Raw genomic sequence first — 23,335 nt, 5'->3', positions numbered from 1 at the left:
GGCGCCCCGTGCATACCGAGTATGCCCCGCATCGTCGACTCCGACAAACGGCACCCGCGACGTCCGTCGACGTCGCCTCGACGGCGCCCGCGTCGACGTCCGCGCCGGCGGCACCCGACGGCCGTCCTGCACCGGCCGGGGGCAGGAGGCGCGGGTCGGCCCCGGGCACCGACCGACCTAGGATGGTCCGCGACCCGCCGCCGCCCTCCTGGAGGACCTCTCGTGACCAAGGCCCCGACCGTCTACGACGTGGCCGCCCACGCCGACGTGTCGATCGCGACGGTGTCGAGGGTGCTGCGCCGTCCCGACGACGTGCGCCCCGAGACCCGCAGCCGGGTGCTCGAGTCGGTGCGTGCCCTCGGCTACGTGCCGAGCGGCGCGGCCCGCGGCCTCGCCGGCCGACGCACGGGCGTGCTCGGCCTCTTCCTGCCGGGCCACGACGGCATCGACGGCCCCGAACCCGACTGGGCCCGGGTGTCGGACGCCTCACGCATCCCGCTGATCGACGACCGTGAGCGGGTGGACCCGCCGACCGTCGTCGACCCGGGCCGCGGTGCGACGACCCTCACCGCGCCTCCCGAGGTCGACCCCGGGTCGAACCCGGCGAACCTGTACTTCGACGAGGTGCTGCGCGGCGCCGAGGTCGAGGCCTGGCGACGGGGCTTCGCCCTCATGGTCGCCGCCGGGCGGGGGTCGAGCCGCGAGGTGATGGTCAACGACATCGCGGGTCGGGTCGACGGGCTCGCGGTGCTGGCCCAGACGGTGCCGGGCGATCTGCTGGCGCACGTGTCGCGACGCATCCCGGTCGTCGTGCTGGCCGACTCGCGCCCGGGCGACGACCTCGACCACGTGGGCGTCGACAACGTCGCCGGCATGCACGCCCTGACCGACTTCGTGCTGGGGTCGCGGGGGGTGCGCGACGTCGCCTACGTCGCCGGACCGTCCGACTCGCCCGACGAGCTCGACCGTCACGCCGGTTTCGACCGGGCCCTCAAGGCGCACCGCGCGGCCGGCGCGCGCGTCACGGTCCGGGTCGAGCCGGGCGAGTTCTCCCGTGCCGGCGGTCGTCGCGCGGCGGCGGCCCTGCTCGAGGCCGGCGACCTGCCCGGAGCCGTCCTCTGCGCGAACGACCAGTCGGCCCTCGGCGTCCTCGACGTCTTCGGCGAGCAGGGCGTCGACGTGCCCGGTCGCGTGCTCGTGACGGGGTTCGACGGCATCGACGCCGGCCGGTTCTCCCGGCCCCGGCTCACCACGGTGCGTCAGCCGATGGGCGAGCTCGGCCGCATCGCCGTCCGCACGGTCGTCCGGCGACTGACCGACCCGGGAGCACCGGCGCAGCGGGTCACCCTGCCGGTCGAGGTGCTGCTCCGCGAGAGCTGCCCCGCGCTCTGAGCGTGGCCCGCCGGCGCCTCCGCCCGCGAGCCCGCCCGCGCCCCCGCCAGCGAACCCGCCGGCGCCTCCGCCCGGTCCTACCCCAGCCCGCGCTGCCCGGTGTCGGCACCCGTGACGCTGCCGTCGTCCGGCCCGAAGACGAAGTAGTGCACGCGGTCGGCGTCGACGCCGTGGCCGATCAGTGCCGCCCGGGCGATCGCCATGAACGGCACCGGCCCGCACAGGAACACCCGGTGCGACGCGGTGAGGTCGACCCGGGCCAGGTCGATCGGGTCGAGGTAGACCCCCGGCCCGTCGATGGACGCCTCGGCCAGCGCGCTGAGCGCCGACAGCGACCCCTGTGTGTAGCTGACCCGCAGCGTCGCGTTCGGCATCGACGCGACCAGCGCCTCGAGCTCGACGCGGTGGGCGTGCCGCTCGGGGGTGCGCTCGAAGTGCAGGACCGTCACGACGCGGTCGGGCTCGGTGCGGGCAAGGTGGTCGAGCATGCCGAGCACGGGCGTGCAGCCGATGCCCGCCGAGACGAACAGCAGCGGGGCGTCGTCGAGGTCGTCGATCGTCAGCGACCCGATCGGGGGCGAGACGCTCACCACGTCGCCCACCCGCAGCTCGCGCATCAGGTGCGACGAGACCTCGCCGTCGGGGGCGGGCGGTTCGCCGACCAGCAGCCGTGCGCTGATGCGCCACTGCTCGTCGTGCCCGCCGCGCAGGCTGTACTGCCGGATCTGCCGGGCCCCGTCGGGCAGCCGCACCTGCACCGACGCGAACTGGCCGGCACGGTACCGCGGCAGCGTCTCGCTGTCGGCCGAGACGAGGGTGAGCGCGACGACGTCCTCGGCCTCGACGCGGTGTTCGGTGACGAGGGCCTCGCGCCACTCCTCGCCCGGCTCGAGGTCGGCCTGTCGGTAGATCGCCTCGACCGTCGTCACCATCTCGTCGCGGGCCTGCCGGTAGACGGCCGACCACGCGTCGGCGACCTCGGCCGTGAGCCGGGGGCCGAGGGCGGCCGCGAACGCGTCGCCGAGGTGCCGCTCGAACAGGTCGTACTCGTCGCGGGTGATGCCGAGCGCCGCGTGCCGCTGGGCCAACCGCGAGACGATCTCGCCGGGCGTCGCCGGTGCGAGGGTCGGCGCCCCGGCCTGGCCGACGGCGTCGGAGTCGCCGTCGACCCCGGACGGTCCACCCCCCGAGGAGGCGCGGTGCCGGTCGCCACCGGCGGCACGCGTCGACCCCGGGGCCGCGTCGAGGACGGCCTGGGCGAGCGCCACGATCGTGCGGGCGAGCTCGCGCTGCTGCCGCCCCTGGGCGAGGTCCCCCCGGTTGAACTGGTCCCGCAGCAGATCGGATCGCGTCGCGAACAGGCGGCGGTAGAAGTCGTCGGCGATGTCGTGTGCCCGCTCGGCGACCACGGGCAGCGAGGCGCGGAGCGCTCGCAGCTGCGTCGTGCTGGCCATGCGGGTCCCTCCGGTCGGCCGGGGTGCCGTGACCGGCACCCGACGCCGATTCTGGCGTGCGGGCCCTGGCGTCCCCTGACGGTTGGCTCGGCGTCGAACGACCTCGCGCCTCCTCGGGGCCCCTCGACGGGGCCGACCACTTGCGCCCCTGCGATGTATGCGCTTACAGTGGGCCCAGCTCACCTCGACGACGAATGAGAGAACGTGGCGATGACGCACGCGACACCCCCTCGGCGACACCCACGCCGACGCTTCCGCACGCTCGCGGCCCTGGCAGCGGCCACGGCCGCCGTGCTCGTGGCCACCGGCTGCAGCATCCAGATCCGCAGCCAGCCCGACCCCAGCATCGGGGCCGACACGATGCTGATCAACGCCGACAAGGGCAACCCGCAGTTCGAGCGCAACTTCAACCCGTTCCTCACGAACAAGCGCACGGCCTCGACCTGGATCTACGAGCCCCTGCTCGAGATCAACCCGCTCGACGGCGAGATCACGCCCTGGCTCGCGAGCGAGACCGTCCTGCCCGACGCGCGCACGATCGACATGACGATCCGCGACGGCGTCGAGTGGTCCGACGGCACGCCCATGACCCCGGCCGACGTGGTCTACACGTTCGACCTCATCAAGGCGAACCCCGCGCTCGACCTCAAGGGTGCGTGGCAGCACATCGACACGATCGAGCAGCAGGGCGACCACGTGGTCTTCCACCTGCAGACCGACGACGTGCCGGCCATGGAGATCATCGGCCAGACGACGATCGTCCCCGAGCACCTGTGGAAGGACGTCGACGACCCCACGACCTTCCGCAACCCCGACCCGGTGGGCACCGGACCGTTCACGCTCGGCAACTACTCGCCGCAGCAGTACTCGATGGACAAGAACGAGACCTACTGGCAGGCGGACAAGATCGAGATCGGTCACCTGATCCTGCCCGCGACGAACAACCAGCTCGACACCGTCACGCGCGGTTACGACTGGTCGTACTCGTTCATCAGCGACGTCGAGGGCACCTGGGGTGCCGCCAGCCCCGACAACCAGTTCTGGTTCCCGCCGGGCGGCGTGATCGGGCTCGTGCCGAACCTCACCAAGGCGCCCTTCGACGACGTGAACGTGCGTCGTGGCATCGCGCTGGCGCTCGACCGCGGCCCCATCGCCGAGTCGGCCACCGAGGGCTACCTCGAGCCGGCCGGTCAGACCGGGCTCATCCTGCCCAACCAGCAGGACGACCTCGACCCGTCGATCCCGAACGCCGGCATCCTCGAGCAGGACGTCGACGGCGCCCTCGCGGCGTTCGCCCAGTCCGGCTACACGCAGCAGGGTGACGAGCTGGTCGGCCCCGACGACCAGCAGCTCGAGATCACGATCCTGACGGCCAACGGCTACACCGACTGGCTGCGGGCCGTGCAGGAGGTGCGGAGCCAGTTGGGCGCGATCGGCATCGACGTGCAGATCCAGGCTCCCCAGCCGGCCGGCTACCAGTCGGCCATCGCGAACGGCGAGTTCGACATGGCGATGGGTGGCATGGGCAACGGCAACGTCTACCAGGCCTACAACAACCTGCTCAACAGCCAGTTCGCCACCCCGGTCGGCGAGACCACGGCGGCCAACTTCGAGCGGTTCAGCGACCCGGCGGTCGACCAGCTGCTCGACGACTGGAAGGCCACGACCGACCCCGAGCAGCAGAAGCAGTACGCCTACCGGTTGCAGAACGTCGTCTACGACCAGCTGCCCGTGATCGGCCTCTACTACGGCGGGCTCTGGGGTCTGTTCAACGACTCGAAGTTCACCGGCTGGCCCACCGCCGAGAACCCGTACATGGCACCGCAGAACTACGACCAGGCACCGCTGCTGATCTTCACGAAGCTCAAGCGCGTCGACCAGGAAGAGGGCGACCAGTGAAGTACGCAGCCCAGAAACTCGGCCTGTTCGTGCTCACCCTGTGGGCGGCGGTCACGCTGAACTTCATCCTGCCGCGGTTGATGCCCGGCAGCCCGACCGACGCCGCGATCGCCAAGCTGTCGCAGAACGGCCCGGTCAGCGCGGCGACGCGCGCCGCCATCGAGGCCCAGCTCGGCGTGCCGAGCGGCAACGTGCTCCAGCAGTACGTCAGCTACCTCGGTCAGGTCGTGCGCCTGGACTTCGGCACGAGCTACACGTTCTTCCCCGAGACGGTCGGCCACCTGGTCGGCCAGGCCCTGCCGTTCACGCTGATCCTCGTCGGGGTCTGCACGATCATCGCCTTCGTGCTCGGCACCCTGATCGGGGTCGCCGCGGCCTGGAAGCGCGGCACCTGGCTCGACTCGCTGCCCACCCTGTCGGGCAGCTTCATGAGCACGTTCCCGTACTTCTGGACCGCTCTGCTGCTGCTGTTCTTCCTGGGCTACGTGCTGCACTGGTTCCCCACCACGGGGGCCTACGGCGCGACGACGACGCCCGGGTTCACGCCGGCCTTCGTCGGCGACGCCCTGCAGCACGCCGTGCTCCCGGCGATCACGATCCTGCTGACGAGCCTCGGCGGCTGGATACTCGGCATGCGCAACGCGATGATCTCGACGCTGGGCGACGACTACGTCACCTTCGCCGAGGCCAACGGGCTCAAGGGCCGCACGGTCGCCGTGCGCTACGCCGCCCGCAACGCGATCCTGCCCAACCTGACCGGCTTCGGCCTCGCCCTGGGCGGCGTGGTCGGCGGCTCGATCCTCGTCGAGCAGGTGTTCGGCTACCCCGGCATCGGCTACCTGCTGTTCAACGCCGTCATCGGCCAGGACTACCCGCTGATGCAGGCCCTCTTCCTGATGATCACGGTCAGCGTGCTCGTCGCCAACTTCCTCGTCGACATCTTGTACGGCGTGCTCGACCCAAGGACCCGCCGATGACCTCCACCGTGTCCGTCCACCTGCCCGAAGGCGCGCCCCCCACCGGGCCCGCCGAGCAGAAGGCGCCCAGTCGCTGGCTCACCATCGGCCGCATGGCCGCGACCATCTGGTCGAACCCCAAGGCGAAGATCGGCGTCGTCATCTTCGGCGTCTTCGTGCTCGTCGCGATCTTCGCCCCGCTGCTCGCTCCCTACGGCGCCAGCGAGAACGGCTTCGAGCGCAACGCCGACGCCAGCTGGGCCCACTGGATGGGCACGACGGCGGCCGGCGAGGACGTCCTCAGCCAGCTGATCTACGGCGCCCGCATCAGCGTCTTCGTCGGTGTCGTGGCGGGCGTGCTGTCGACGTTGGTCGCCGTGGCGATCGGGCTCAGCTGGGGTTACATGAAGGGCTTCGGCGGCGACGTCGTCGGCTTCGTCGTGAACCTGTTCCTCGTGATCCCCGGTCTGCCCCTGATGATCGTCATCGCGGCCTACCTGCAGAACGGCGGCATCACCGTGATCCTCGCGGTGATCGTCATCACGGGCTGGGCGTGGGGAGCCCGCGTGCTGCGCAGCCAGACGCAGTCCCTGCGCTCGCGCGACTTCGTCACGGCGGCACGGTTCTCGGGCGAGAGCGCGGGACGCATCGTGTTCCGCGAGATCCTGCCCAACATGACCTCGCTGATCACCGGCTCCTTCTTCGGCGCCGCGACCAGTGCGATCCTCGCCGAGGCCGGCCTCGAGTTCCTGGGGCTCGGCGACTCGTCGATCGTCAGCTGGGGCACGATCCTCTACTGGGCCCAGAACTCGAACGCCCTGCTCACCGGCCAGTGGATCCTGCTCTTCGCGCCCGGCCTCTGCATCGCCCTGCTGGCGATGAGCCTGACCCTGATCAACTTCGGCGTCGACGCCGTCGGCAACCCTCGACTTCGCGAAGGCGCGAAGCAGAAGAAGGAGGCGCGCAAGTGACCGCCACGGACCTCACCACCGCCGACCGCGCCTCCTCGTCGTCCGACGACGTGCTGCTCGACGTCCGCGACCTCAGCGTCGTCTACGAGAGCGCCGGCGCCGAGCCCGTGCAGGCCGTCGACCACGTGTCGTTCCGGCTGGGGCGGGGCGAGTTCGTCGGCCTGGTCGGCGAGTCCGGCTCGGGCAAGTCGACGCTCGGCTACGCGCTGACCCGGCTGCAGAAGCCGCCGGCGCGCACCAACGGCGGCAGCATCTGGTTCGACGGTGCCGACGTCCGCGACCTCGACACCGAGGCCCTGCGTCAGCAGCGTCAGGGCGGCTTCGCGATGGTGCTGCAGTCGGGCATGAACGCGTTGAACCCGGTGCGCACGATCCGCAACCACTTCGTCGACGTGTTCAAGGCCCACGGCCACGTGCCGCGCCACCGGTGGCACAGCCGCGCCGCCGAGCTGGTCGCGAAGGTCGAGCTCGACGCGGGCGTGCTCGCCCGGTTCCCCGGCGAGCTGTCGGGCGGCATGCGCCAGCGCGTCTCGATCGCCCTCGCCCTGTCGCTCGAGCCGCAGCTGATGGTCTTCGACGAGCCGACCACGGCGCTCGACGTGCTCGTGCAGCACGCCGTGATGGACACGATCATCTCGCTGCAGCAGAGCGAGGGCTTCACCGCCGTCCTGATCAGCCACGACCTCGGGATCGTGCTCGAGTCGGCCCAGCGCGTGCTCGTGATGCACGAGGGTCGCATCGTCGAGGACGGTCGCTCGGCCGACGTGCTCGCCGACCCGCAGGACGACTACACGAAGATGCTGCTGTCGCACTACGCCGACCCTCGTGCCGAGGTCGTGTCGCTGCCCGGGTTCGAGGACCGCTCGGTCCGCCGGGCCCGGGGCGACCGCCGCGTCGACACGACGACCTCGGTGCCGACCGTCGCCACGCGCGGCCAGCGCACGGCGCAGCACGCGATCACCGTGAGCGGCGTGACCAAGACCTACGCGCCTCCCCGTCGGGGCGACGACCCCGTGCGGGCCGTCCGCGACGTGTCGTTCACGCTCGAACCGGGCCAGTCGCTCGCCCTCGTCGGGCAGAGCGGCTCGGGCAAGAGCACGATCGCCAAGCTCGTCACGGGCGTCGAGAAGCCGACGAGCGGCAGCGTCACGTTCGGCGACACCGACGTCACGGCGCTCCGCGGCCGCGCCCTGCGCAGCTTCCGCAGCGACGTGCAGATGGTCTTCCAGGACCCGTACGCGGCGCTGAACCCGCTGCACACGGTCGAGTACACGCTCACGCGTCCCGTCGTGAACTACACCGGCCTGACCGGTCAGGAGGCGCGGCGCCGGGTGCTCGAGCTGCTCGAGACGGTCGGTCTGACGCCGGTCGAGCAGTTCGCGGCCAAGCTGCCGCACCAGCTGTCGGGTGGCCAGCGGCAACGCGTCGTGATCGCCCGGGCCCTCGCGAGCGACCCGCAGGTGATCATCGCCGACGAGCCCGTCTCGATGCTCGACGTCTCGCTGCGGGCCGGCGTGCTCGCGCTGCTCGAGGACCTCCGCGAGCAGTGGGGCGTCTCGATGCTCTACATCACCCACGACCTGCTCAGTGCCCGGCTGATCACCGACGACATCATGGTGCTCAACCAGGGCGCCGTGGTCGAGCGGGGGCACACGGCCGAGGTGCTCCAACGGCCGACCGACCCGTACACGGTGAAGCTGCTCGACGCGGTGCCGAACCCGCGCCGCACGCACCGCGCCTCCTGAACTCCTCGACCTCCTCCGAAAGGACCCCTGTGCTCACCTTCCCCGACGGCTTCCTGTGGGGTGCCGCGACCGCGGCGCACCAGATCGAGGGCAACAACGTGAACAGCAACTGGTGGGTGCACGAGCACGCGCCGGGCACGACCATCGTCGAACCGAGCGGTGACGCGGCCGACAGCTACAACCGGTTCCGCGACGACATCCGCCTGCTCGCCGAGCTGGGGCTCAACAGCTACCGCTTCAGCATCGAGTGGGCCCGCATCGAGCCCGAGCGCGGCGTCGTCAGCAAGGCGCAGATCGCTCACTACCGCCGCATGGTCGAGACCTGCCACGAGTTCGGCATCGAGCCGATCGTCACGCTGATGCACTTCACCGTGCCGCGCTGGTTCGAGCGCGACGGCTTCTGGCGCGCACCCGACGCCGCCGACCTGTTCGCCCGGTACACCGAGCTCGCCCTGCCCGTCGTCGCCGAGGGCGTCGAGTACGTCTGCACCATCAACGAACCGAACATCGCCGCGATGCTCGCCGGCGGGGAGGACGCCTCGAACCTCGTCGCGTACGGACTGCCGAACCCCGACCTCGAGGTCGCCGACGCCCTGCTCGCCTCGCACAAGCGCAGCCGCGAGGTGCTCTCGCAGCTGCCTCGGATCAAGTCGGGCTGGACCGTCGCCACCCAGGCGTTCAAGGCCGTCGACGAGCCGGGTGCCGCCGAGAAGACGCGCGAGTACGGCTACGTGCGTGACGACTGGTACAGCGAGATGGCGGCGGGCGACGACTTCGTCGGCGTGCAGGCCTACACGCAGACCTTCGTCGGGCCCGAGGGGCCGCGGCCGGTCGCCGAGGGGCTCGAGACGACGCTGACCGGGTGGGAGTTCTACCCGCCGGCCGCCGCCGAGGGCATCCGCAGTGCGTGGGAGCTGTCCGGCCACGTGCCCGTCATGGTCACCGAGAACGGCATCGCGACCGCCGACGACACCCGTCGCATCGCCTACACGCAGGGCGCGCTCGAGCACGTCCACGACACCATCGACGAGGGCATCGAGGTGCTCGGCTACCAGCACTGGAGCGCCCTCGACAACTACGAATGGGCCAGCGGGTTCCGCCCGACCTTCGGCCTGATCGGCTGGGACCGCGACACCTTCGAGCGGACGCCGAAGCCGAGCGCCCGCTGGTACGGCGAGGTCGCGCGCGCGAACGGGCTGGCGCGGGCGTAGCGCCCTCCGGCCCTGCCGGACCGGGACGGCGCGGGGCGCACGAGGACGCAGGAGGCGCGGGTCACCCGACCCGCACCTCCTGCGTCTCGGCCCCGGGGCCGATGCCGTGCCTAGAAGTACGTGATGCCGTGCAGGGGTCGCTCGGGCAGCAGCATCGCGCGGAACTTCTGGACGGCGCCCTTGCGTCGCTCGCGGACCAGGCCGGCCGCGGCCAGCGTGACCGGGTCGGAGCCGCCGAGCCAGAGCGAACCCAGCGTCGCGACGTCGAGTTCGAGGTCGGCCCGGCGGACGGCCGCCTTCTTCACCGTCGCCTCGCCTGCCTCGCTCGTGACCCGGTACGTGCCGGCCGCGTGGCCCAGCGCGTCACCGATGGCGATCGTGACGACGCCGTCGGCCGCCCACGGGCGAGCCTGCAGGGCCGCGACCGGGTCGAGGACGCGGAACCACACGTGGTCCTCGTCGTGGCTGATGGTCAGGGCGCGACCGTCGACGATCGCGTGCGCCAAGGGGTCGTGCTGCGGGGCGTTCGAGTACCGGACGACCCGGACCAGGTCGACCGCGAGCAGCAGCTGCCACAGGCCGAGGTAGGCGTCGTCGGTCGCGGCCACGAGGTCGACGACGACGAGGGTCTGCACGCCGGTGGAACCGGGGCCGCCCCCGGCCGACTCGACCCGGTACGTGACGTAGCCGTCGACGGTGCCGGTCGCGTCGCGGTGCACCGCGGCCCGGACCGCGGGGTCGGGCGTGCCGTCGGCGCGCTCGCGGCCGAGGGCGTGGTTCCAGGCGCCTTCGTGCCGGTCGATCGAACCGGGACTGCGGACGTGGAAGCGGGCGAAGACGTCGGGGGCGACCTCGGCGAGCGAGGCCGTGGTGACGAGCTCGGTGCTGCCCTCGGGCTCGCTGAGCAGGCCGCCCGCGCGACGGACGTCGACCTCGATGGTGCGCTCGCGGACGCCCACGCCGAAGCCGAAGCGCCGGTAGATCGACGCCTCGCTGGCCGTGAGTGCGGCGACCGGGGTGCCGGCCGCCTTGGCGCGGGCGAGGTCGTCGGTCATCATCCGACGCAGGATGCCCTTGCGGCGGTGGGTCGGTTGCACGGTGACGCCGGCGACCAGGTCGGCGTCGATCAGACGGCCGCCGCCGACGTGCAGGGTCTTGTCGAACGACGCGAAGGTGGCGACGGGGCGACCCTCGGCGTCGAGCGAGCCGGGGGTGGCCTCGCGGCGGTAGACGCCCGTGAGACGTCGCCCGTCGGCGACGAGGCGACGCGCGGCACGGCCGAGGGAGTCGTCGTCGCCGGCCGGTTCGTGGAAGCCCATCGACTCGGCGTCGACCCAGGCGGCGGTCGCCACGTCGGCCCGCGGGGAGTCGTCACTCGCCTCGGGGTCGAGCGCGGCCGCGAAGGTGCGGAGGTCGTAGTCGTCGTCGAGGGTGCTCACCCGGTCAGCCTACGGAGGACGGCCGACGTTGTCGTCGGTCTCGAGGAGGAGCGGCGACCGCCGGGCGCATCGGCGTCGGGGACGGGGGAGGGCCGGCCCCGCGGGTGCGGAGCCGGCCCTGGTGGTGCTGGTGCTGGTGTCGGTACTGGTGGTGGTGTCAGCGTCCGGTGACGAAGTCGATCCCTGTGGTGGTCTTCGTCGTGCCGTCGGTGGCCTTCTGCTCGAAGGTCAGCTGGTAGGTCGTGCCGGCGGGCCCGACGTAGCGGTCGAACGCGAACGCGCCGGTGGACGAGGCGGTGGTGCTGCCGAACGGCGTGCCCCACTGGTTCTTGCCGACGACCGTGGCGAAGGGCGTGGCGGTGCCCCGGAACGTCACGGTCCGGTGGGCCTCGCTGATGCCGCCGTCACGGATGACCGGGGACGAGATCTGCACGTCGACGAGGTCGTCCTTCTGGTGCGTCAACGTCAGGGTCGCCCGTTGCTCGTCCGTTCCGTGGGTCGCGACGAAGGTCAGGACGTAGCCGGGGTTCGTCGGTCCGAGGTTGCGCGAGAACGCCCAGGTGCCGTCGCTGCCGATGGTCGCCTTGCCCATCTGGGTGCCCCACTGGTTGGTGGAGACGAGCTGGGCGCCGACGGTGCCCGTGCCGGTGAAGCGGGCGATGCCCTCGCGGTAGGAGTCGCCGTCCACGTGGCTGGTGACGGTCAGCGGCCGCGAGGGAGCCTCGTAGTCGAGGTGCAGGGTCACCAGGGTGGGCGCACCGGTGGTGGGCGTCATCGTGAAGGTGATGTCGTAGCCGGCGCTGGTCGGGCCGAGGTTGCGGCTGAAGCTCCAGTCGCCGTCCTCGTCCACGCGGGTCGAACCCATGGGCGTGCCCCACTGGTTGGCGGCGGTCACGCGGGCGTCGGGCGTGCCGCGGCCGGCGAAGGTCGCGATGCCGGTGGTGTAGCGGCCACCGTCGGTGTGGCTGGTCACGGTGAGGTCGGTCAGGTCTTCGTCGTCGGAGTCGTCGGAGTCGTCGGAGCCGTCGGACACGGTGAAGGAGCGCGTCGAGGTCAACGGCGCGAGGGTGCGCCAGTAGGGCGTCTCGGTGACCGTCATGGTCTGCGGGCCGGTCGTCAGGGGCGCCTCCAACTCGCAGGTCCAGGTCCCGTCGCTCTGGACGTCCGCGGCGCAGGCCTCGCCGGCGCGCGCCAGGTCGGTCGCGATCGTGATGCGGGACCCGGGGATGCCCTCGCCGGTGACCGAGGTCCTGTCGGTCGAGATGGTCTCACCCTCGGCGATCGAGGTCACCTCGAGGGGGAACGTCTCGGGAGCCGAGTTCTTCTCGGTCGCTGCGACCGTGATCGTGGTGGCCTCGGACAGCTCGCCGTTCCGGACGGTGTACAGGTCGACGTCCTGCCCGGCGAACGAGGTCGGGATGCGCAGGATGTACGCGCCGAGCCAGGTGGCCTCGGTCGCGGCGACGAACTCGCCGTCGATCTGGGCGATCACCGTCGGCACGAGGTACTCGTCGGCGAAGTACGAGGTGGTGCCCTGCACGTAGAACGTGTTCAGCTCGTCGACGACGCCGTGCGTCAACGGGGCCGAGAGTGGCGAGCCGGCCGGGGCCTCGAGCGGCGTCAGGTCGATCTCGAGGGAGTCGCCGTCGCCGTCGCCGTCGTGGGGGAGCCCCGTGATGGTCGCGGTCTGCCCGGCCAGCGACCCGTCGAGCAGGAACGAGAACCGGCCGTGCTGCCCGCGGAGGCGGGTCTCGCTGTGGTCACCGACGTCGATGCGGCCTTGGCCGGCCCCGTGGATGATCGTTCGGACGGTCAGGCGGCCGTCGGGGCCCTCGGTCACCGACGACAGGAGGGGGGTCGAGGGGCGACCCGGAGTCCCGGGGTCGGGCATGGTGTCGGCGACGGAGAACGCCGTCCCGGTGGTCTGTTTCGGTGCCGCGGCCCAGACCGGCGTCTCGGTCACGACGGTGTCGTAGCTGCCAGCGGGCAGCGTCGGCGACGTGCAGCTCCAGTCGCCCAGCGACGAGACGCGGGTCTCGCAGAGCGTGGAGGAGGCGCGGTTCGTCTTCTCGTCGCGTGTCACGACGATCTGCGAGTTCGGGATGCCGGTTCCGGCGAAGGTCGCTTCGGGGGTCGCCAGCACGTCGCCCGCGGTGGGCGACCCGACGTCGAGCGGGTGGACGTCCGAGGCGGTGTTGCGTTCGGTCGGGACGAGCGCGACCTGGGCCGTCCCGCTGGCGTGGCCCTGGTAGTAGGCCGTCACGTCGATGACCTCGCCGGCGCGCGAGGCGGGCACGGTGAGCGAGAACGACCCGTTCTCGGACGGGAAGTCCCACGACATGCCCGACCGGTTGGCCCACACCTCGGTCTTCGAGAAGAGATCGGGGTGGTGCGCCACCGTGCCCTCGATCACGAGGTGGTCGTCGTCGTACTGGCTGACCCCGTGGATGACGGGCGTGCCGGGCGCCTCGTCCTCGCCCTCGGCGTACTGGGTCTCGAGGACGAAGTCGACCTCGACCCGACCCTGCGGGGTGTACGAGATCAGCGTGGCCTTCTTGCCCCGGTCGGCGACGTCGACGAGCGTGGCGAAGCGGTCGTTCCAGACGGCGGCGCCGTGGCTGCCTCCGCCCTCGATCTCGATGCCCACGAGCCGGGCGCCCGGAGCCATGCCCGCGACCGACAGCTTGTCGCCGTCGCTCGGTTCGACGAACGCGATGCGGGGTGCGGTCGGGGTCGTGGTGGACGCCGCGGGTGAGGCCTCGGCCGAGGCCCCGTCGGGGGTGGTGGTGGCGGCGGGGGCCGCTAGGGCCGCCGTGGGGGAGAGGGTGCCCACGGCGAGGGCCGCGAGGCCGACGGCGGCGAGGCCTGATCTGATCGTGCTCATGTCTTCTTCCGGATGGGGGAAAGGGAAGACCGATCGGGACGGCCGGGAGATACTTTACATTCCACGACCGGGTCAGGCGACTCCGAGCACGGCTCAGTCGATCGAGCGCTGCACCGCCTTCACCGGCAGCATCAACACCAGCCCGGCGAGCAGGACGAGCGCGATCCCGACGATCCCGAAGCGAGTGTCGCCCGTCGCGCTCACGAACAGGGTGAACAGCCCGGGGGCGAGGAAGCTCACGGCTCGCCCGGTCGTCGCGTAGAGCCCGAAGATCTCGCCCTCGCGGCCGGGCGGCGTCACCCGGGCGAGGAACGACCGGCTCGCCGACTGGATCGGACCGACGAAGAGGGCCAGGGCGAGGCCGAACACCCAGAAGAGGTTCGTCGCGGTCCCGATCGCGAGCACCGCGAAGGCGGCGATCACGAGCCCCACCAACGACGCGACGATGATCGCCTTGGCCCCGAGCCGGTCGTCGAGCCAACCCCCGACGAACGTGCCGATGCCGGCGACGAGGTTCGCCCCGACGGCGAAGTAGATCACCATGCTCGGCGAGAAGCCGAAGACCTGGGCGGCGATGATCGCGCCGAAGGTGAAGACGGCCGCGAGGCCGTCCCGGAAGACGGCGCTGGCCAGCAGGAACAGCAGCACCTGGCGGTTGGTGCGCCACAGCTTGGCGATCGTCGACCCCAGGAGGCGGTACGAGCGCCACAAGCCCACCCGGGCCCGTGCGGCGGTGGCGGGCAGCTCGGGCACCGACAGCAGGACCGGCACCGCGAAGACCGCGAACCACGCCGCGGCGACGACGATCGACAGGCGGACGTCCCACGCGCCTCCTTCCGTTCCCGTGGCGACGCCGAACAGGCCGCCGCGTCCCTCGACGCCGAAGCTCTGCAAGAAGGCGACGAGCAGCAAGAGCAGGAGGACGATGCCGCCGACGTAGCCGAGGCCCCAGCCGAAGCCCGACACCTTGCCGATCGTCCTGGGCGTCGAGACCTGCACGAGCATCGCGTTGTAGTTGACGCTCGCGAACTCGAAGAAGAGGTTGCCGACGGCCAGCAGGGCGGCGCCGAAGACGAGGAGGTCGGGCACGGGGGCGACGAAGACCATCGCGGCCATCGCGAGCACGACCAGGCCGGTGTTGACCGCGAGCCAGAGCTTGCGGCGGCCCGAACCGTCGCTGCGCTGGCCGAGCACGGGCGCCAGCAGGGCGATCAGCACGCCGGCGATCGTCAGGGCCGTCGAGATGACCGTCGCGTTCTCGGCCTTGGCCAGCACCAGCGCCGGGTTGCGGGTGTCGTCTCCGGCTGCCGCGACGATCGCCGGGTCGACGAAGGCGCCGCTCGCCAGGTAGGTGCTGAAGACGAACGAGGTCACCACCGCGTTGAAGGCGGCCGAGCCCCAGTCCCAGAGGGCCCACGAGATCACGCGGCGGCGCGGGATCGGGGTGCTGTCGGCGAGCGTCTGCGCTGCGGTCATGGGGGTCAACCTAATGGGCGTCCGTGGCCGACGGGGGCCGCGCCTCATCGTCCGGGGCGGTCGCGACGACCCCCGTTCGAGACTTGAGTCTTTCTGGCTCAACTTTCAGGTTCGCAGCTTGACGTCGGCCGCAGCGTGAGTAAAGTTGAGCCAGGCCGACTCAAGGCCGGCCCCCAAGGCTTTCGTCACACCGCACCACGAAGGAGAAAAGCACATGGCACGTGCAGTAGGAATCGACCTCGGCACCACCAACTCGGTCGTCAGCGTCCTCGAGGGTGGCGAGCCCACCGTCATCGCGAACGCCGAGGGTCTGCGCACGACCCCCTCGGTCGTCGCCTTCACCAAGGACGGCGAGGTGCTGGTCGGCGAGACCGCCAAGCGCCAGGCCGTCACCAACGTCGACCGCACCATCGCGTCGGTCAAGCGTCACGTCGGCACCGACTGGAAGGTCGAGATCGACGACAAGAAGTACACCCCGCAAGAGATCAGCGCTCGCATCCTCGGCAAGCTGAAGCGCGACGCCGAGCAGTACCTGGGCGAAGAGGTGACCGACGCGGTCGTCACCGTCCCGGCGTACTTCAACGACTCCGAGCGCCAGGCCACGAAAGAGGCCGGCGAGATCGCGGGCCTGAACGTCCTGCGCATCATCAACGAGCCGACCGCGGCCGCCCTCGCCTACGGCCTCGACAAGGGCAAGGAAGACGAGCTCATCCTGGTCTTCGACCTCGGTGGCGGAACGTTCGACGTCTCGCTGCTCGAAGTGGGCAAGGACGAAGACTTCTCGACCATCCAGGTGCGCAGCACCTCGGGTGACAACCGCCTCGGTGGCGACGACTGGGACAACCGCATCGTCGAGCACCTCATCAAGAAGTTCAAGGACGCCCACGGCGTCGACCTCTCGACCGACAAGATCGCCAAGCAGCGCCTCAAAGAGGCCGCCGAGCAGGCCAAGAAAGAGCTGTCGTCGAGCACCTCGACCAGCATCCAGCTGCCGTACCTCACGCTGACGGCCGACGGCCCGCTCAACCTCGACGAGACCATCTCGCGCTCGCAGTTCGAGCAGTGGACGAGCGACCTGCTCGACCGCACCAAGAAGCCGTTCAACGACGTCATCAAAGAGGCGGGCGTGAAGGTGGGCGACATCGCCCACGTCGTGCTCGTCGGTGGCTCGACCCGCATGCCCGCCGTGACCGAGGTCGTCAAGCAGCTCACCGGTGGTCAGGAGCCCAACAAGGGCGTCAACCCCGACGAGGTCGTCGCCGTGGGCGCCGCCCTGCAGGCCGGCGTGCTGAAGGGCGAGCGCAAGGACGTGCTGCTCATCGACGTCACCCCGCTCAGCCTCGGCATCGAGACCAAGGGTGGCGCGATGACCAAGCTCATCGAGCGCAACACGGCCATCCCGACCAAGCGCAGCGAGACCTTCACCACGGCCGACGACAACCAGCCGTCCGTCGCGATCCAGGTCTTCCAGGGCGAGCGCGAGTTCACCCGCGACAACAAGAACCTCGGCACCTTCGAGCTGACCGGCATCGCCCCGGCCCCCCGCGGCGTCCCGCAGATCGAGGTCACCTTCGACATCGACGCCAACGGCATCGTGCACGTGTCCGCGAAGGACAAGGGCACCGGCAAGGAGCAGTCGATGGTCATCTCGGGCGGCTCGTCGCTGTCGAAGGACGACATCGAGCGCATGGTGCGCGAGGCCGAGGAGAACGCCGCCGAAGACAAGGCGCGTCGCGAGGCCAACGAGACCCGCAACTCGGCCGAGCAGCTCGTCTACTCGATCGAGAAGCTGATCAAGGAGAACGACGAGAAGCTGCCCGCGGACGTCAAGTCCGAGGTCCAGGCCGACGTCGACTCGCTCAAGTCCGCCCTCGCCGGCGACGACGAGTCCGCGATCAAGCCCGCCTTTGACAAGCTCAACGAGAGCCAGCAGAAGCTCGGCCAGGCGATCTACTCGCAGAGCCAGGCCGACCAGGCCGGCGCTGCCGGTGCGGCCGGTGCCGAGGGTGCTCCCGCCGACGGCCAGGCCCAGGGCGACGACGAGGACATCGTCGACGCCGAGGTCGTGGACGACGACGACAACGACAAGAAGTAGAGGCGGTCGGCATGACTGACGACAACAAGACGCCCGACGACGAGCCGCGTCCCGCGACCCCGTCCGAAGACGGCGGCACGGCCGACGTGGTCGAGCCCGACGAGCTCGTCGACGCCGAGGCTCCCGACGTCGAGACCCCGGCCGACGCCGAGGCCCCGGCCGGGGCCAAGGCCGCCGCCGAGTCGATGGCCGAGGCACCCGAGGGCACCGAGACGCTGAGCGCCGACGACGAGGCGATCCTCGACGCGGCCAGTGCCGACCTGGTGGCCGACATGCGACAGGACATGCTGCGGGCCCAGGCCGAGCTGGTGAACTTCCGGAGGCGCGTCGAGCGTGACCGCGAGGCCAACCGCGAGGCCGTGGTGGCCGAGGTCGTCCGTTCGCTGCTGCCGGCGCTCGACGACCTGGCCCGTGCCGAACAGCACGGCGACCTGGCCGAGGGCCCGATGACCGTCATCGCGCAGAAGATCCGCGGGGGGCTCGACAAGTTCGGCCTGGCGCAGATCGGCGCGAAGGGTGACGTCTTCGATCCCAGCAAGCACGACGCCCTCGTCCAGCTGCCGAGTGCCGACGTCACGGTCAACACCGTGGCCGACGTGATCGAGCCGGGCTACACGATCGGCGACCGGGTCATCCGGGCCGCCAAGGTCGCGGTGCACACCCCCCAGTAGCACCCCGGTGACGGGCGGCCCCCGGGCTGCCCGTCACCACCCCCCTGCGACGCGAGTCGCGATCGGCGGTGGGCTCCTCGACGAGGTGCCCACCGCCTCCCCCGTTCTCTTCCGGTCGCTGCCAGGCAGCGACCTCCAGTCAAGGAAGGAGGTGCCGCATGGCGAGTCAGGACTGGTTCGACAAGGACTTCTACGCCGTCCTCGGTGTCTCCAAAGACGTCACGCCCGCCGAGCTCAAGAAGGTCTACCGCAAGCTCGCGCGCAAGTACCACCCCGACTCCAACCCGGGTGACGCCGCCAGCGAGGCGAAGTTCAAAGAGATCAGCGAGGCGCACTCGGTGCTCTCCGACCCCGAGCAGCGTCGCGAGTACGACCAGGTCCGGGCCATGGGCGGCGGTGCCCGGTTCGCGGCCGGCAGCGGTGGCCCTGGAGGCGCGGGTGGCGGCTTCGAGGACGTCTTCGGCGGCATGTTCAACCAGGGCGGGCAGCGCACGCAGTTCCGTCAGGGCGGCGGCGGTGGCTTCGACGACATCTTCGGCGGCATGTTCGGCGGCGGCGGCTTCGGCCAGACGAGCGGCGGCTACCGCGGCTTCGGCGGACCACAGAAGGGCCGCGACATGACGGCCACGACGACCCTCGACTTCCAGACCGCGATCGTCGGCGAGACCATCACGCTGCAGGCGTCGAACGGCAAGCCGATGAAGGTCCGCATCCCGGCCGGCGTCCACGACGGGCAGAAGATCAAGCTGCGCGGCCGGGGTGAACAGAGCCCCGACGGCGGTGAGGCCGGCGACATGGTGCTGACCGTCGCCGTCCGCAAGCACCCCGTGTTCGAGCTCGACGGCAAGAACCTGCGGCTCGACGTGCCCGTCACGTTCGCCGAGGCGACCCTCGGTGCGACCATCGAGGTGCCCACCCTGGGTGGCGACCCCGTGCGACTGCGCGTCGCGCCGGGCACGCCGTCGGGTCGCGTGCTGCGGGTCAAGGGCCGTGGCGTGCACGGGAAGGACGGCGTCGGCGACCTGCTCGCCACCGTCCAGGTCGCGGTGCCCGCCCATCTCAACGACAGGGCACGCGAGGCCGTCGAGGCCCTGGCGGCCGCGCTGCCGGCCGAGAACCCGCGCGACGACCTGATCGCCCGCGCACGGGCCTGACGAGACCGACCCGACCCGCGCCTCCTCGGCGGCAGGTCCCTAGCGACGAGACAGGAGACGAGATGGACCGACCGGACCCCACCCAGTGGCCGATGGACGAGCACTCGCCCCTCTTCGCCATCGCGACGGCCGCTGAGCTCTCGGGCCTGCACGCGCAGACGCTCCGTCAGTACGACCGGCTCGGACTCGTCGTCCCGCAGCGCACGGCGGGCAAGTCGCGCCGTTACTCGATGCGCGACGTCGTGCAGCTCCGCGAGATCGCACGTCTCGGCGGCGAGGGCATCTCGCTCGAGGGGATCAAACGCATCCTCGAGCTCGAGAACCAGGTGACGGCGCTCCAATCGCGCGTCCGCGAACTCGAGCGGGCCCTGGCCGACGAGATGGTCAACCGGCCCGGGGCCCGTGTCTTCGCCGCGGGTGAGAGCGGGGTCGTGCCGCTGCGGCACGGCACCCGCCCGTCGCGGCAGACCTCGGTGGTCGTGTGGCGGCCGCTGCGCTGACGCGCGGCCCCGAGAGGTCGCGACCTCCAGTGCGCACCGGGAGGTGGGCGGCAGGTCGTGACAGGTCGGCCGCGCGGACTAGCGTTGGCGGGTGATCGACTTCGAGCAGCTGCGCCGGTGGCCCGACATCGAGGCCCCCGAACTCGTCGCGCACGACGCCACCGACCGGCTGCTGCTCGACACCGCCGACGAGGCGCTCACCGCCCACCCCGAGGCCGTGACCGTCATCGGCGACCGCTACGGCGCGCTGACCCTCGGGGTCGCGGCCCTGTCGCCCGGCACCCCCGTCCGCGTGCACCAGGACGCCCTCTCGGGCGAACGCGCGCTCGACGCCAACGCCGGCCGTCTCGGTGTCACCGCGACGTGGACGCACCACGGTCTCGACGAGGCCCTCCTCGAGGGCGCGCGGACGGTGCTGGTGCAGCTGCCCCGAGGGCTCGACGCGCTCGACGAGATCGCGGGGTCGATCGCCCGGTACGCGCACCCCGACGTCCGCGTCCTCGCCGGGGGACGCGTCAAGCACATGACCCTCGCGATGAACGACGTCCTGGCGCGCCACTTCGGCGAGGTGACCGCCGGCCTGTCACGCCAGAAGTCCCGGGTGCTGACCGCGACGACCCCGACCCCGGGAGGCGCGCTCGGCTGGCCGCGCACCTCGCGTCACGGCGACGTGGTCGTCGTCGCCCACGGTGCGGCGTTCGCGGGCACCTCGATCGACGTCGGCACCCGAGCGCTGCTCGCCGTCCTCGACCGCGCGGCTCCCGAGGCCCGGGACGTCGTCGACCTGGGGTGCGGCACCGGAGTGCTCGCCGCCTCCTTCGCCCTCGCCCGACCGGACGCCCGGGTGGTCGCCACCGACCAGTCGTGGGCGGCGGTCGAGTCGGCGCGGGCCACCATGACGGCGACCGGCGTGGCCGATCGGGTCGTCGTGTCGCGCGACGACGCCGGGTCGTCGTTGCCCGAGGCCTCCGCCGACGTCGTGCTGCTGAACCCGCCGTTCCACGTCGGGGCGACGGTGCACACGGCCATCGCCCACAAGCTGTTCGAGGCGGCCGCCCGTCTGCTGCGCCCGGGCGGCGAGCTCTGGTGCGTGTGGAACTCGCCCCTCGGCCACCGGCCGGTCCTCGAGCGCGTCGTGGGACCGACCACCCAGGTGGCCCGTGACCGGCGGTTCACGGTGACGCGGTCGGTCCGTCGGGGCTGACCCGGGGCGGGGCCCGGGTCGGGTCCTGTCAGCGGGCCTCGGCCTCGGTCTCCACCTCGACCTCGTCGAGGCGCAGCGACGCGTCGATGTAGGCGAGCAGGGCGTGCGCGTAGGCGTCCTCGGCGACGGAGGCGCGGTGCCGGAGGTCCGTGTCGCCTCCCGTCGGGCGGGTGGTCACCTCGTAGACGGTCCCGCCACCGTCTCGGTCACCGCTGATGTCGGGGTCGCCGCCTGGGTTCGTGGTGATGTCGCTGTCGCTGTCGCTGTCGCTGCCGGGGCGGGAGCCGGTGTCGACGTGTCGCGCCAGCCCGCGGAACACGGGGCCGAGGAGCTCGCGCAGCTGGTCCTCGCGGGGCAGCCACAGGCTGTCGTCCGCGGCCACCGAGTCCAGGGCCCACTCGGTGGTGCCGTTGAAGCCGAGTTCCGTGCCCGTGGGGTACTCGTGGACCTCGATGGTCATGTCGCTGAGCGTGAAGACGTCGCCGTCGAATCCCGGGGTCTCGATGACGAAGCGGTCTCCGGCGCGGGGCCGCCAGCGGAGTCCGGCATCGCGCAGGCGGCGGGCGAGGGCGTGGTCGAGCATCGGCCCATGATGCACCGTCGAAGTGGGAGGGAGCGTCGGGGTGCCGACCCGCACGGGTCCGCGCCCGTTTGCTCGGGCTCGGGCTCGGGCTCGGGCTCGACTCGGACTCGGGCTTGGGCTCGGATGCGCGCGTGCGGCGGAGGGCCTGTCCGGTCCGCCGCGTCAGCGAGTGGTGACGACGTTGCCCGTGCCGTCGGTGTTGAGCAGGGGTTGCAGGTCGTCGTCGAGCCGGATGGTGTTGTCGTCACCCATCGCGTCGACCTGGTCGACGCGGGGCACGTCGACGGTGTTGCGGTCGCCCATGACGACCACGACCCGGGTCGGACCGAGGGTCAGCTCGGCGTCGCTGCCGTTGACGATGACGGTGTCGCAGCCGTCGGGCAGGGTCTTCGTGCGGGGTTCGCCGTCGCCGAACTGCATCCAGGCGAAGCCGTCGACGCACGTGTCGTCGGCGGGATCGGTCGCCGTCGAGTCGCTGCCCGCGATGGAGGGGCCGCCCGCTGGCGGTGCGGTGGCGGTCGACGTGGTGGTCGCGGAGGGGCCCGGGTCGATCGTCGAGGAGGCGCTCGTGCAGCCGGCGAGGGCCGCGCCGAGGGCGATGGCCGTCGCGAGGCTGACCAGGGTCGCGGTCGTCGTCATGGGGTGCTCCGGGGTGGGGATGGAGGGTGGGCGGTGCGGTTCGGGGCGTCAGCGCATGAAAGGGCAGGTCCAGCCAGAGGCTGGACCTGCCTCCCGGTCACTCCGCGGCGGGTTCGGCCGCGGCGGTGACGGTGTTGTCGTGGCCCAGGTCGTCGACGGCCGGGGCCTCGCCGGCGTGGTGGACCGTGTTGCGGTCCCCGGCGAGCTGCACGGTGCCGACGTCCTGCACCGAGACGGTCACGTCGGAGCCTTCGACGACGAGCGTGCCGACCTCGTCGAGCACGACGGTGCCGGTCGAGCCGACGATCGAGACCAGGTCGCAGCTGCTCGTGTCGAGCGAGGGCGCGTCGTCGTCGATGGCGCCGAGGTCGACCAGCATGAAGCCGTCGTCACAGCTGCCGACGGGGGCGGCCTCCAAGCTTGCGGTGCTGGTCGTGGTCGTGGTCGGGCTCGGTGTCGCGTCGTTCTCGGCGGACGAGCACGCCGAGAACGAGAGGATCATCGTGGCCGCGACCAGGGCGGCGGCGGTCGGTCCGCGTCGGGGGAGGAGGGCGACCATCAGCGGGCGGTGACGGTGTTGTCGAAGGTGCCGTTCTCATTGACGGTCGGGGCGGCCCCGGTGTGGCTGACGGCGTTGCCGTCGCCGGCGAAGTCGACCGTGCCCACGGCACCGGCCGTGACGGTGACGCCCTGACCCTCGACCACGAGGTGGCTCACGTCGGCGAGGGTGACGGTGCCGTCGCTGCCCACCACGTTGACGCTGTCGCAGGGCTCGGTGAAGGTGACCTCGGGGGTGTCCTCGTCGAGGACGACGACGGCGTTGCCGTCGATGCAGGTCTCGGTGACGGCGGGTTCGGGGGTGACCTCGGCGAGGGGCGTCGTCTCGGCCTCCGCCTCGGTGCTGGTGGCGTTCGAGGTGCAGCCGGCGAGGGCGGCGACGAGCACGACGCCGAGGGCGGCTGTCCGCAGGGTGGAGGTGCGCATGGTGGTTCCCTTCGGGAGGTGGGGGGACGGTGCGGGGCGTCGGCTCGGGATGCGGCCGGCGGATGGTTTGGGGGGGCC

At 71.6% G+C, this 23,335-nt stretch carries 19 protein-coding genes; 11 read left to right on the top strand and 8 right to left on the bottom strand.

Annotated elements, in window-relative coordinates; all coding sequences use genetic code 11:
• Positions 1-222: 222 nt before the first annotated feature.
• Entirely contained in the window at positions 223-1,392 is a 1,170-nt protein-coding gene (locus IFT79_RS14080) for a LacI family DNA-binding transcriptional regulator (protein WP_342211853.1), read from the top strand.
• Between the two features lie 77 nt (positions 1,393-1,469).
• Here IFT79_RS14080 and IFT79_RS14075 read toward each other — a convergent pair whose 3' ends face one another.
• Positions 1,470-2,846: a globin domain-containing protein gene (locus tag IFT79_RS14075; RefSeq protein WP_192124905.1), complete on the bottom strand. Its 1,377-nt coding sequence runs from the start codon at positions 2,844-2,846 to the stop codon at positions 1,470-1,472.
• A gap of 210 nt (positions 2,847-3,056) precedes the next feature.
• Here IFT79_RS14075 and IFT79_RS14070 point away from each other — a divergent pair, with 210 nt between their 5' ends.
• The 5 genes from IFT79_RS14070 to IFT79_RS14050 are packed head-to-tail and all read left to right on the top strand — an operon-like array spanning position 3,057 to position 9,628.
• Complete coding sequence (locus tag IFT79_RS14070) at positions 3,057-4,745, top strand: ABC transporter substrate-binding protein (protein WP_192124903.1); 1,689 nt, start codon at positions 3,057-3,059, stop codon at positions 4,743-4,745.
• On the top strand, positions 4,742-5,722 hold the full coding sequence (locus IFT79_RS14065; RefSeq protein ID WP_056049705.1) for an ABC transporter permease: 981 nt from the start codon (positions 4,742-4,744) through the stop codon (positions 5,720-5,722). Before IFT79_RS14070 ends, IFT79_RS14065 begins: the two co-directional genes overlap by 4 nt.
• Positions 5,719-6,672, top strand: coding sequence for an ABC transporter permease (locus IFT79_RS14060; protein ID WP_123570899.1), 954 nt, complete (start codon positions 5,719-5,721; stop codon positions 6,670-6,672). Before IFT79_RS14065 ends, IFT79_RS14060 begins: the two co-directional genes overlap by 4 nt.
• Positions 6,669-8,417 carry a dipeptide ABC transporter ATP-binding protein gene (locus IFT79_RS14055; RefSeq protein ID WP_192124901.1) on the top strand — a complete coding sequence of 583 codons (1,749 nt, stop codon included), beginning with the start codon at positions 6,669-6,671 and terminating at the stop codon, positions 8,415-8,417. The genes IFT79_RS14060 and IFT79_RS14055 overlap by 4 nt, the downstream gene beginning before the upstream one ends.
• A 29-nt stretch (positions 8,418-8,446) precedes the next feature.
• Positions 8,447-9,628 (top strand): family 1 glycosylhydrolase, encoded by a 1,182-nt coding sequence (locus tag IFT79_RS14050; RefSeq protein ID WP_192124899.1) that lies wholly within the window; start codon positions 8,447-8,449, stop codon positions 9,626-9,628.
• Between the two features lie 110 nt (positions 9,629-9,738).
• Here IFT79_RS14050 and IFT79_RS14045 read toward each other — a convergent pair whose 3' ends face one another.
• From IFT79_RS14045 to IFT79_RS14035, 3 genes are all read right to left on the bottom strand, one after another.
• A complete protein-coding gene (locus tag IFT79_RS14045) occupies positions 9,739-11,067 on the bottom strand; it encodes a GNAT family N-acetyltransferase (protein ID WP_192124897.1) in 1,329 nt (442 codons plus the stop codon).
• A gap of 157 nt (positions 11,068-11,224) precedes the next feature.
• Positions 11,225-13,951 carry a hypothetical protein gene (locus tag IFT79_RS14040; RefSeq protein ID WP_192124895.1) on the bottom strand — a complete coding sequence of 909 codons (2,727 nt, stop codon included), beginning with the start codon at positions 13,949-13,951 and terminating at the stop codon, positions 11,225-11,227.
• Positions 13,952-14,044: 93 nt separating this feature from the next.
• Complete coding sequence (locus IFT79_RS14035; protein WP_192124893.1) at positions 14,045-15,427, bottom strand: MFS transporter; 1,383 nt, start codon at positions 15,425-15,427, stop codon at positions 14,045-14,047.
• Positions 15,428-15,641: 214 nt separating this feature from the next.
• Between IFT79_RS14035 and dnaK the strand changes: the two genes are divergently transcribed.
• The 5 genes from dnaK (at position 15,642) to IFT79_RS14010 (ending at position 21,051) form a co-directional block, all read left to right on the top strand.
• Positions 15,642-17,522, top strand: coding sequence for a molecular chaperone DnaK (gene dnaK / locus IFT79_RS14030; protein ID WP_056049689.1), 1,881 nt, complete (start codon positions 15,642-15,644; stop codon positions 17,520-17,522).
• Positions 17,523-17,533: 11 nt separating this feature from the next.
• Complete coding sequence (locus IFT79_RS14025; RefSeq protein WP_233568413.1) at positions 17,534-18,193, top strand: nucleotide exchange factor GrpE; 660 nt, start codon at positions 17,534-17,536, stop codon at positions 18,191-18,193.
• Positions 18,194-18,351: 158 nt separating this feature from the next.
• Entirely contained in the window at positions 18,352-19,347 is a 996-nt protein-coding gene (locus tag IFT79_RS14020) for a DnaJ C-terminal domain-containing protein (RefSeq protein WP_043597754.1), read from the top strand.
• Positions 19,348-19,439: 92 nt separating this feature from the next.
• Entirely contained in the window at positions 19,440-19,847 is a 408-nt protein-coding gene (locus tag IFT79_RS14015; RefSeq protein WP_043597756.1) for a heat shock protein transcriptional repressor HspR, read from the top strand.
• Positions 19,848-19,938: 91 nt separating this feature from the next.
• Positions 19,939-21,051: a methyltransferase gene (locus IFT79_RS14010; RefSeq protein ID WP_192124891.1), complete on the top strand. Its 1,113-nt coding sequence runs from the start codon at positions 19,939-19,941 to the stop codon at positions 21,049-21,051.
• A 28-nt stretch (positions 21,052-21,079) separates the two neighbouring features.
• On the opposite strand, the gene IFT79_RS17085 is transcribed toward IFT79_RS14010, so the two are convergent.
• From IFT79_RS17085 to IFT79_RS13990, 4 genes are all read right to left on the bottom strand, one after another.
• A complete protein-coding gene (locus IFT79_RS17085; protein ID WP_192124889.1) occupies positions 21,080-21,634 on the bottom strand; it encodes a pilus assembly protein CpaE in 555 nt (184 codons plus the stop codon).
• 162 nt (positions 21,635-21,796) lie between these two features.
• The gene (locus tag IFT79_RS14000) at positions 21,797-22,273 is read right to left on the bottom strand and encodes a DUF3060 domain-containing protein (RefSeq protein WP_192124888.1); all 477 of its coding nucleotides are present in this window, start codon (positions 22,271-22,273) and stop codon (positions 21,797-21,799) included.
• Positions 22,274-22,370: 97 nt separating this feature from the next.
• The gene (locus tag IFT79_RS13995) at positions 22,371-22,832 is read right to left on the bottom strand and encodes a DUF3060 domain-containing protein (RefSeq protein ID WP_192124886.1); all 462 of its coding nucleotides are present in this window, start codon (positions 22,830-22,832) and stop codon (positions 22,371-22,373) included.
• Positions 22,832-23,257, bottom strand: a complete 426-nt coding sequence (locus IFT79_RS13990; protein WP_192124884.1) for a hypothetical protein — start codon at positions 23,255-23,257, stop codon at positions 22,832-22,834. The genes IFT79_RS13995 and IFT79_RS13990 overlap by 1 nt, the downstream gene beginning before the upstream one ends.
• Positions 23,258-23,335: the final 78 nt, after the last annotated feature.

Source organism: Frigoribacterium sp. CFBP 8759 (assembly GCF_014841655.1).
Taxonomy (GTDB): Bacteria; Actinomycetota; Actinomycetes; order Actinomycetales; family Microbacteriaceae; genus Frigoribacterium.
Note: the sequence above shows the minus strand (reverse complement) of the source record. Positions and strands in the feature narration are given on the sequence as shown.

What these genes read in the sequence shown, in the direction of transcription:
- IFT79_RS14075 (WP_192124905.1), bottom strand. Translation starts at nt 2,846, where the DNA reads ATGGCCAGCACGACGCAGCTGCGAGCGCTCCGCGCCTCGCTGCCCGTG.
- IFT79_RS14000 (WP_192124888.1), bottom strand. Translation starts at nt 22,273, where the DNA reads ATGACGACGACCGCGACCCTGGTCAGCCTCGCGACGGCCATCGCCCTC.
- IFT79_RS13990 (WP_192124884.1), bottom strand. Translation starts at nt 23,257, where the DNA reads ATGCGCACCTCCACCCTGCGGACAGCCGCCCTCGGCGTCGTGCTCGTC.
- IFT79_RS14070 (WP_192124903.1), top strand. Translation starts at nt 3,057, where the DNA reads ATGACGCACGCGACACCCCCTCGGCGACACCCACGCCGACGCTTCCGC.
- IFT79_RS14015 (WP_043597756.1), top strand. Translation starts at nt 19,440, where the DNA reads ATGGACGAGCACTCGCCCCTCTTCGCCATCGCGACGGCCGCTGAGCTC.
- IFT79_RS14040 (WP_192124895.1), bottom strand. Translation starts at nt 13,951, where the DNA reads ATGAGCACGATCAGATCAGGCCTCGCCGCCGTCGGCCTCGCGGCCCTC.
- IFT79_RS14035 (WP_192124893.1), bottom strand. Translation starts at nt 15,427, where the DNA reads ATGACCGCAGCGCAGACGCTCGCCGACAGCACCCCGATCCCGCGCCGC.
- IFT79_RS14060 (WP_123570899.1), top strand. Translation starts at nt 5,719, where the DNA reads ATGACCTCCACCGTGTCCGTCCACCTGCCCGAAGGCGCGCCCCCCACC.
- dnaK (WP_056049689.1), top strand. Translation starts at nt 15,642, where the DNA reads ATGGCACGTGCAGTAGGAATCGACCTCGGCACCACCAACTCGGTCGTC.
- IFT79_RS13995 (WP_192124886.1), bottom strand. Translation starts at nt 22,832, where the DNA reads ATGGTCGCCCTCCTCCCCCGACGCGGACCGACCGCCGCCGCCCTGGTC.
- IFT79_RS14020 (WP_043597754.1), top strand. Translation starts at nt 18,352, where the DNA reads ATGGCGAGTCAGGACTGGTTCGACAAGGACTTCTACGCCGTCCTCGGT.
- IFT79_RS17085 (WP_192124889.1), bottom strand. Translation starts at nt 21,634, where the DNA reads ATGCTCGACCACGCCCTCGCCCGCCGCCTGCGCGATGCCGGACTCCGC.
- IFT79_RS14025 (WP_233568413.1), top strand. Translation starts at nt 17,534, where the DNA reads ATGACTGACGACAACAAGACGCCCGACGACGAGCCGCGTCCCGCGACC.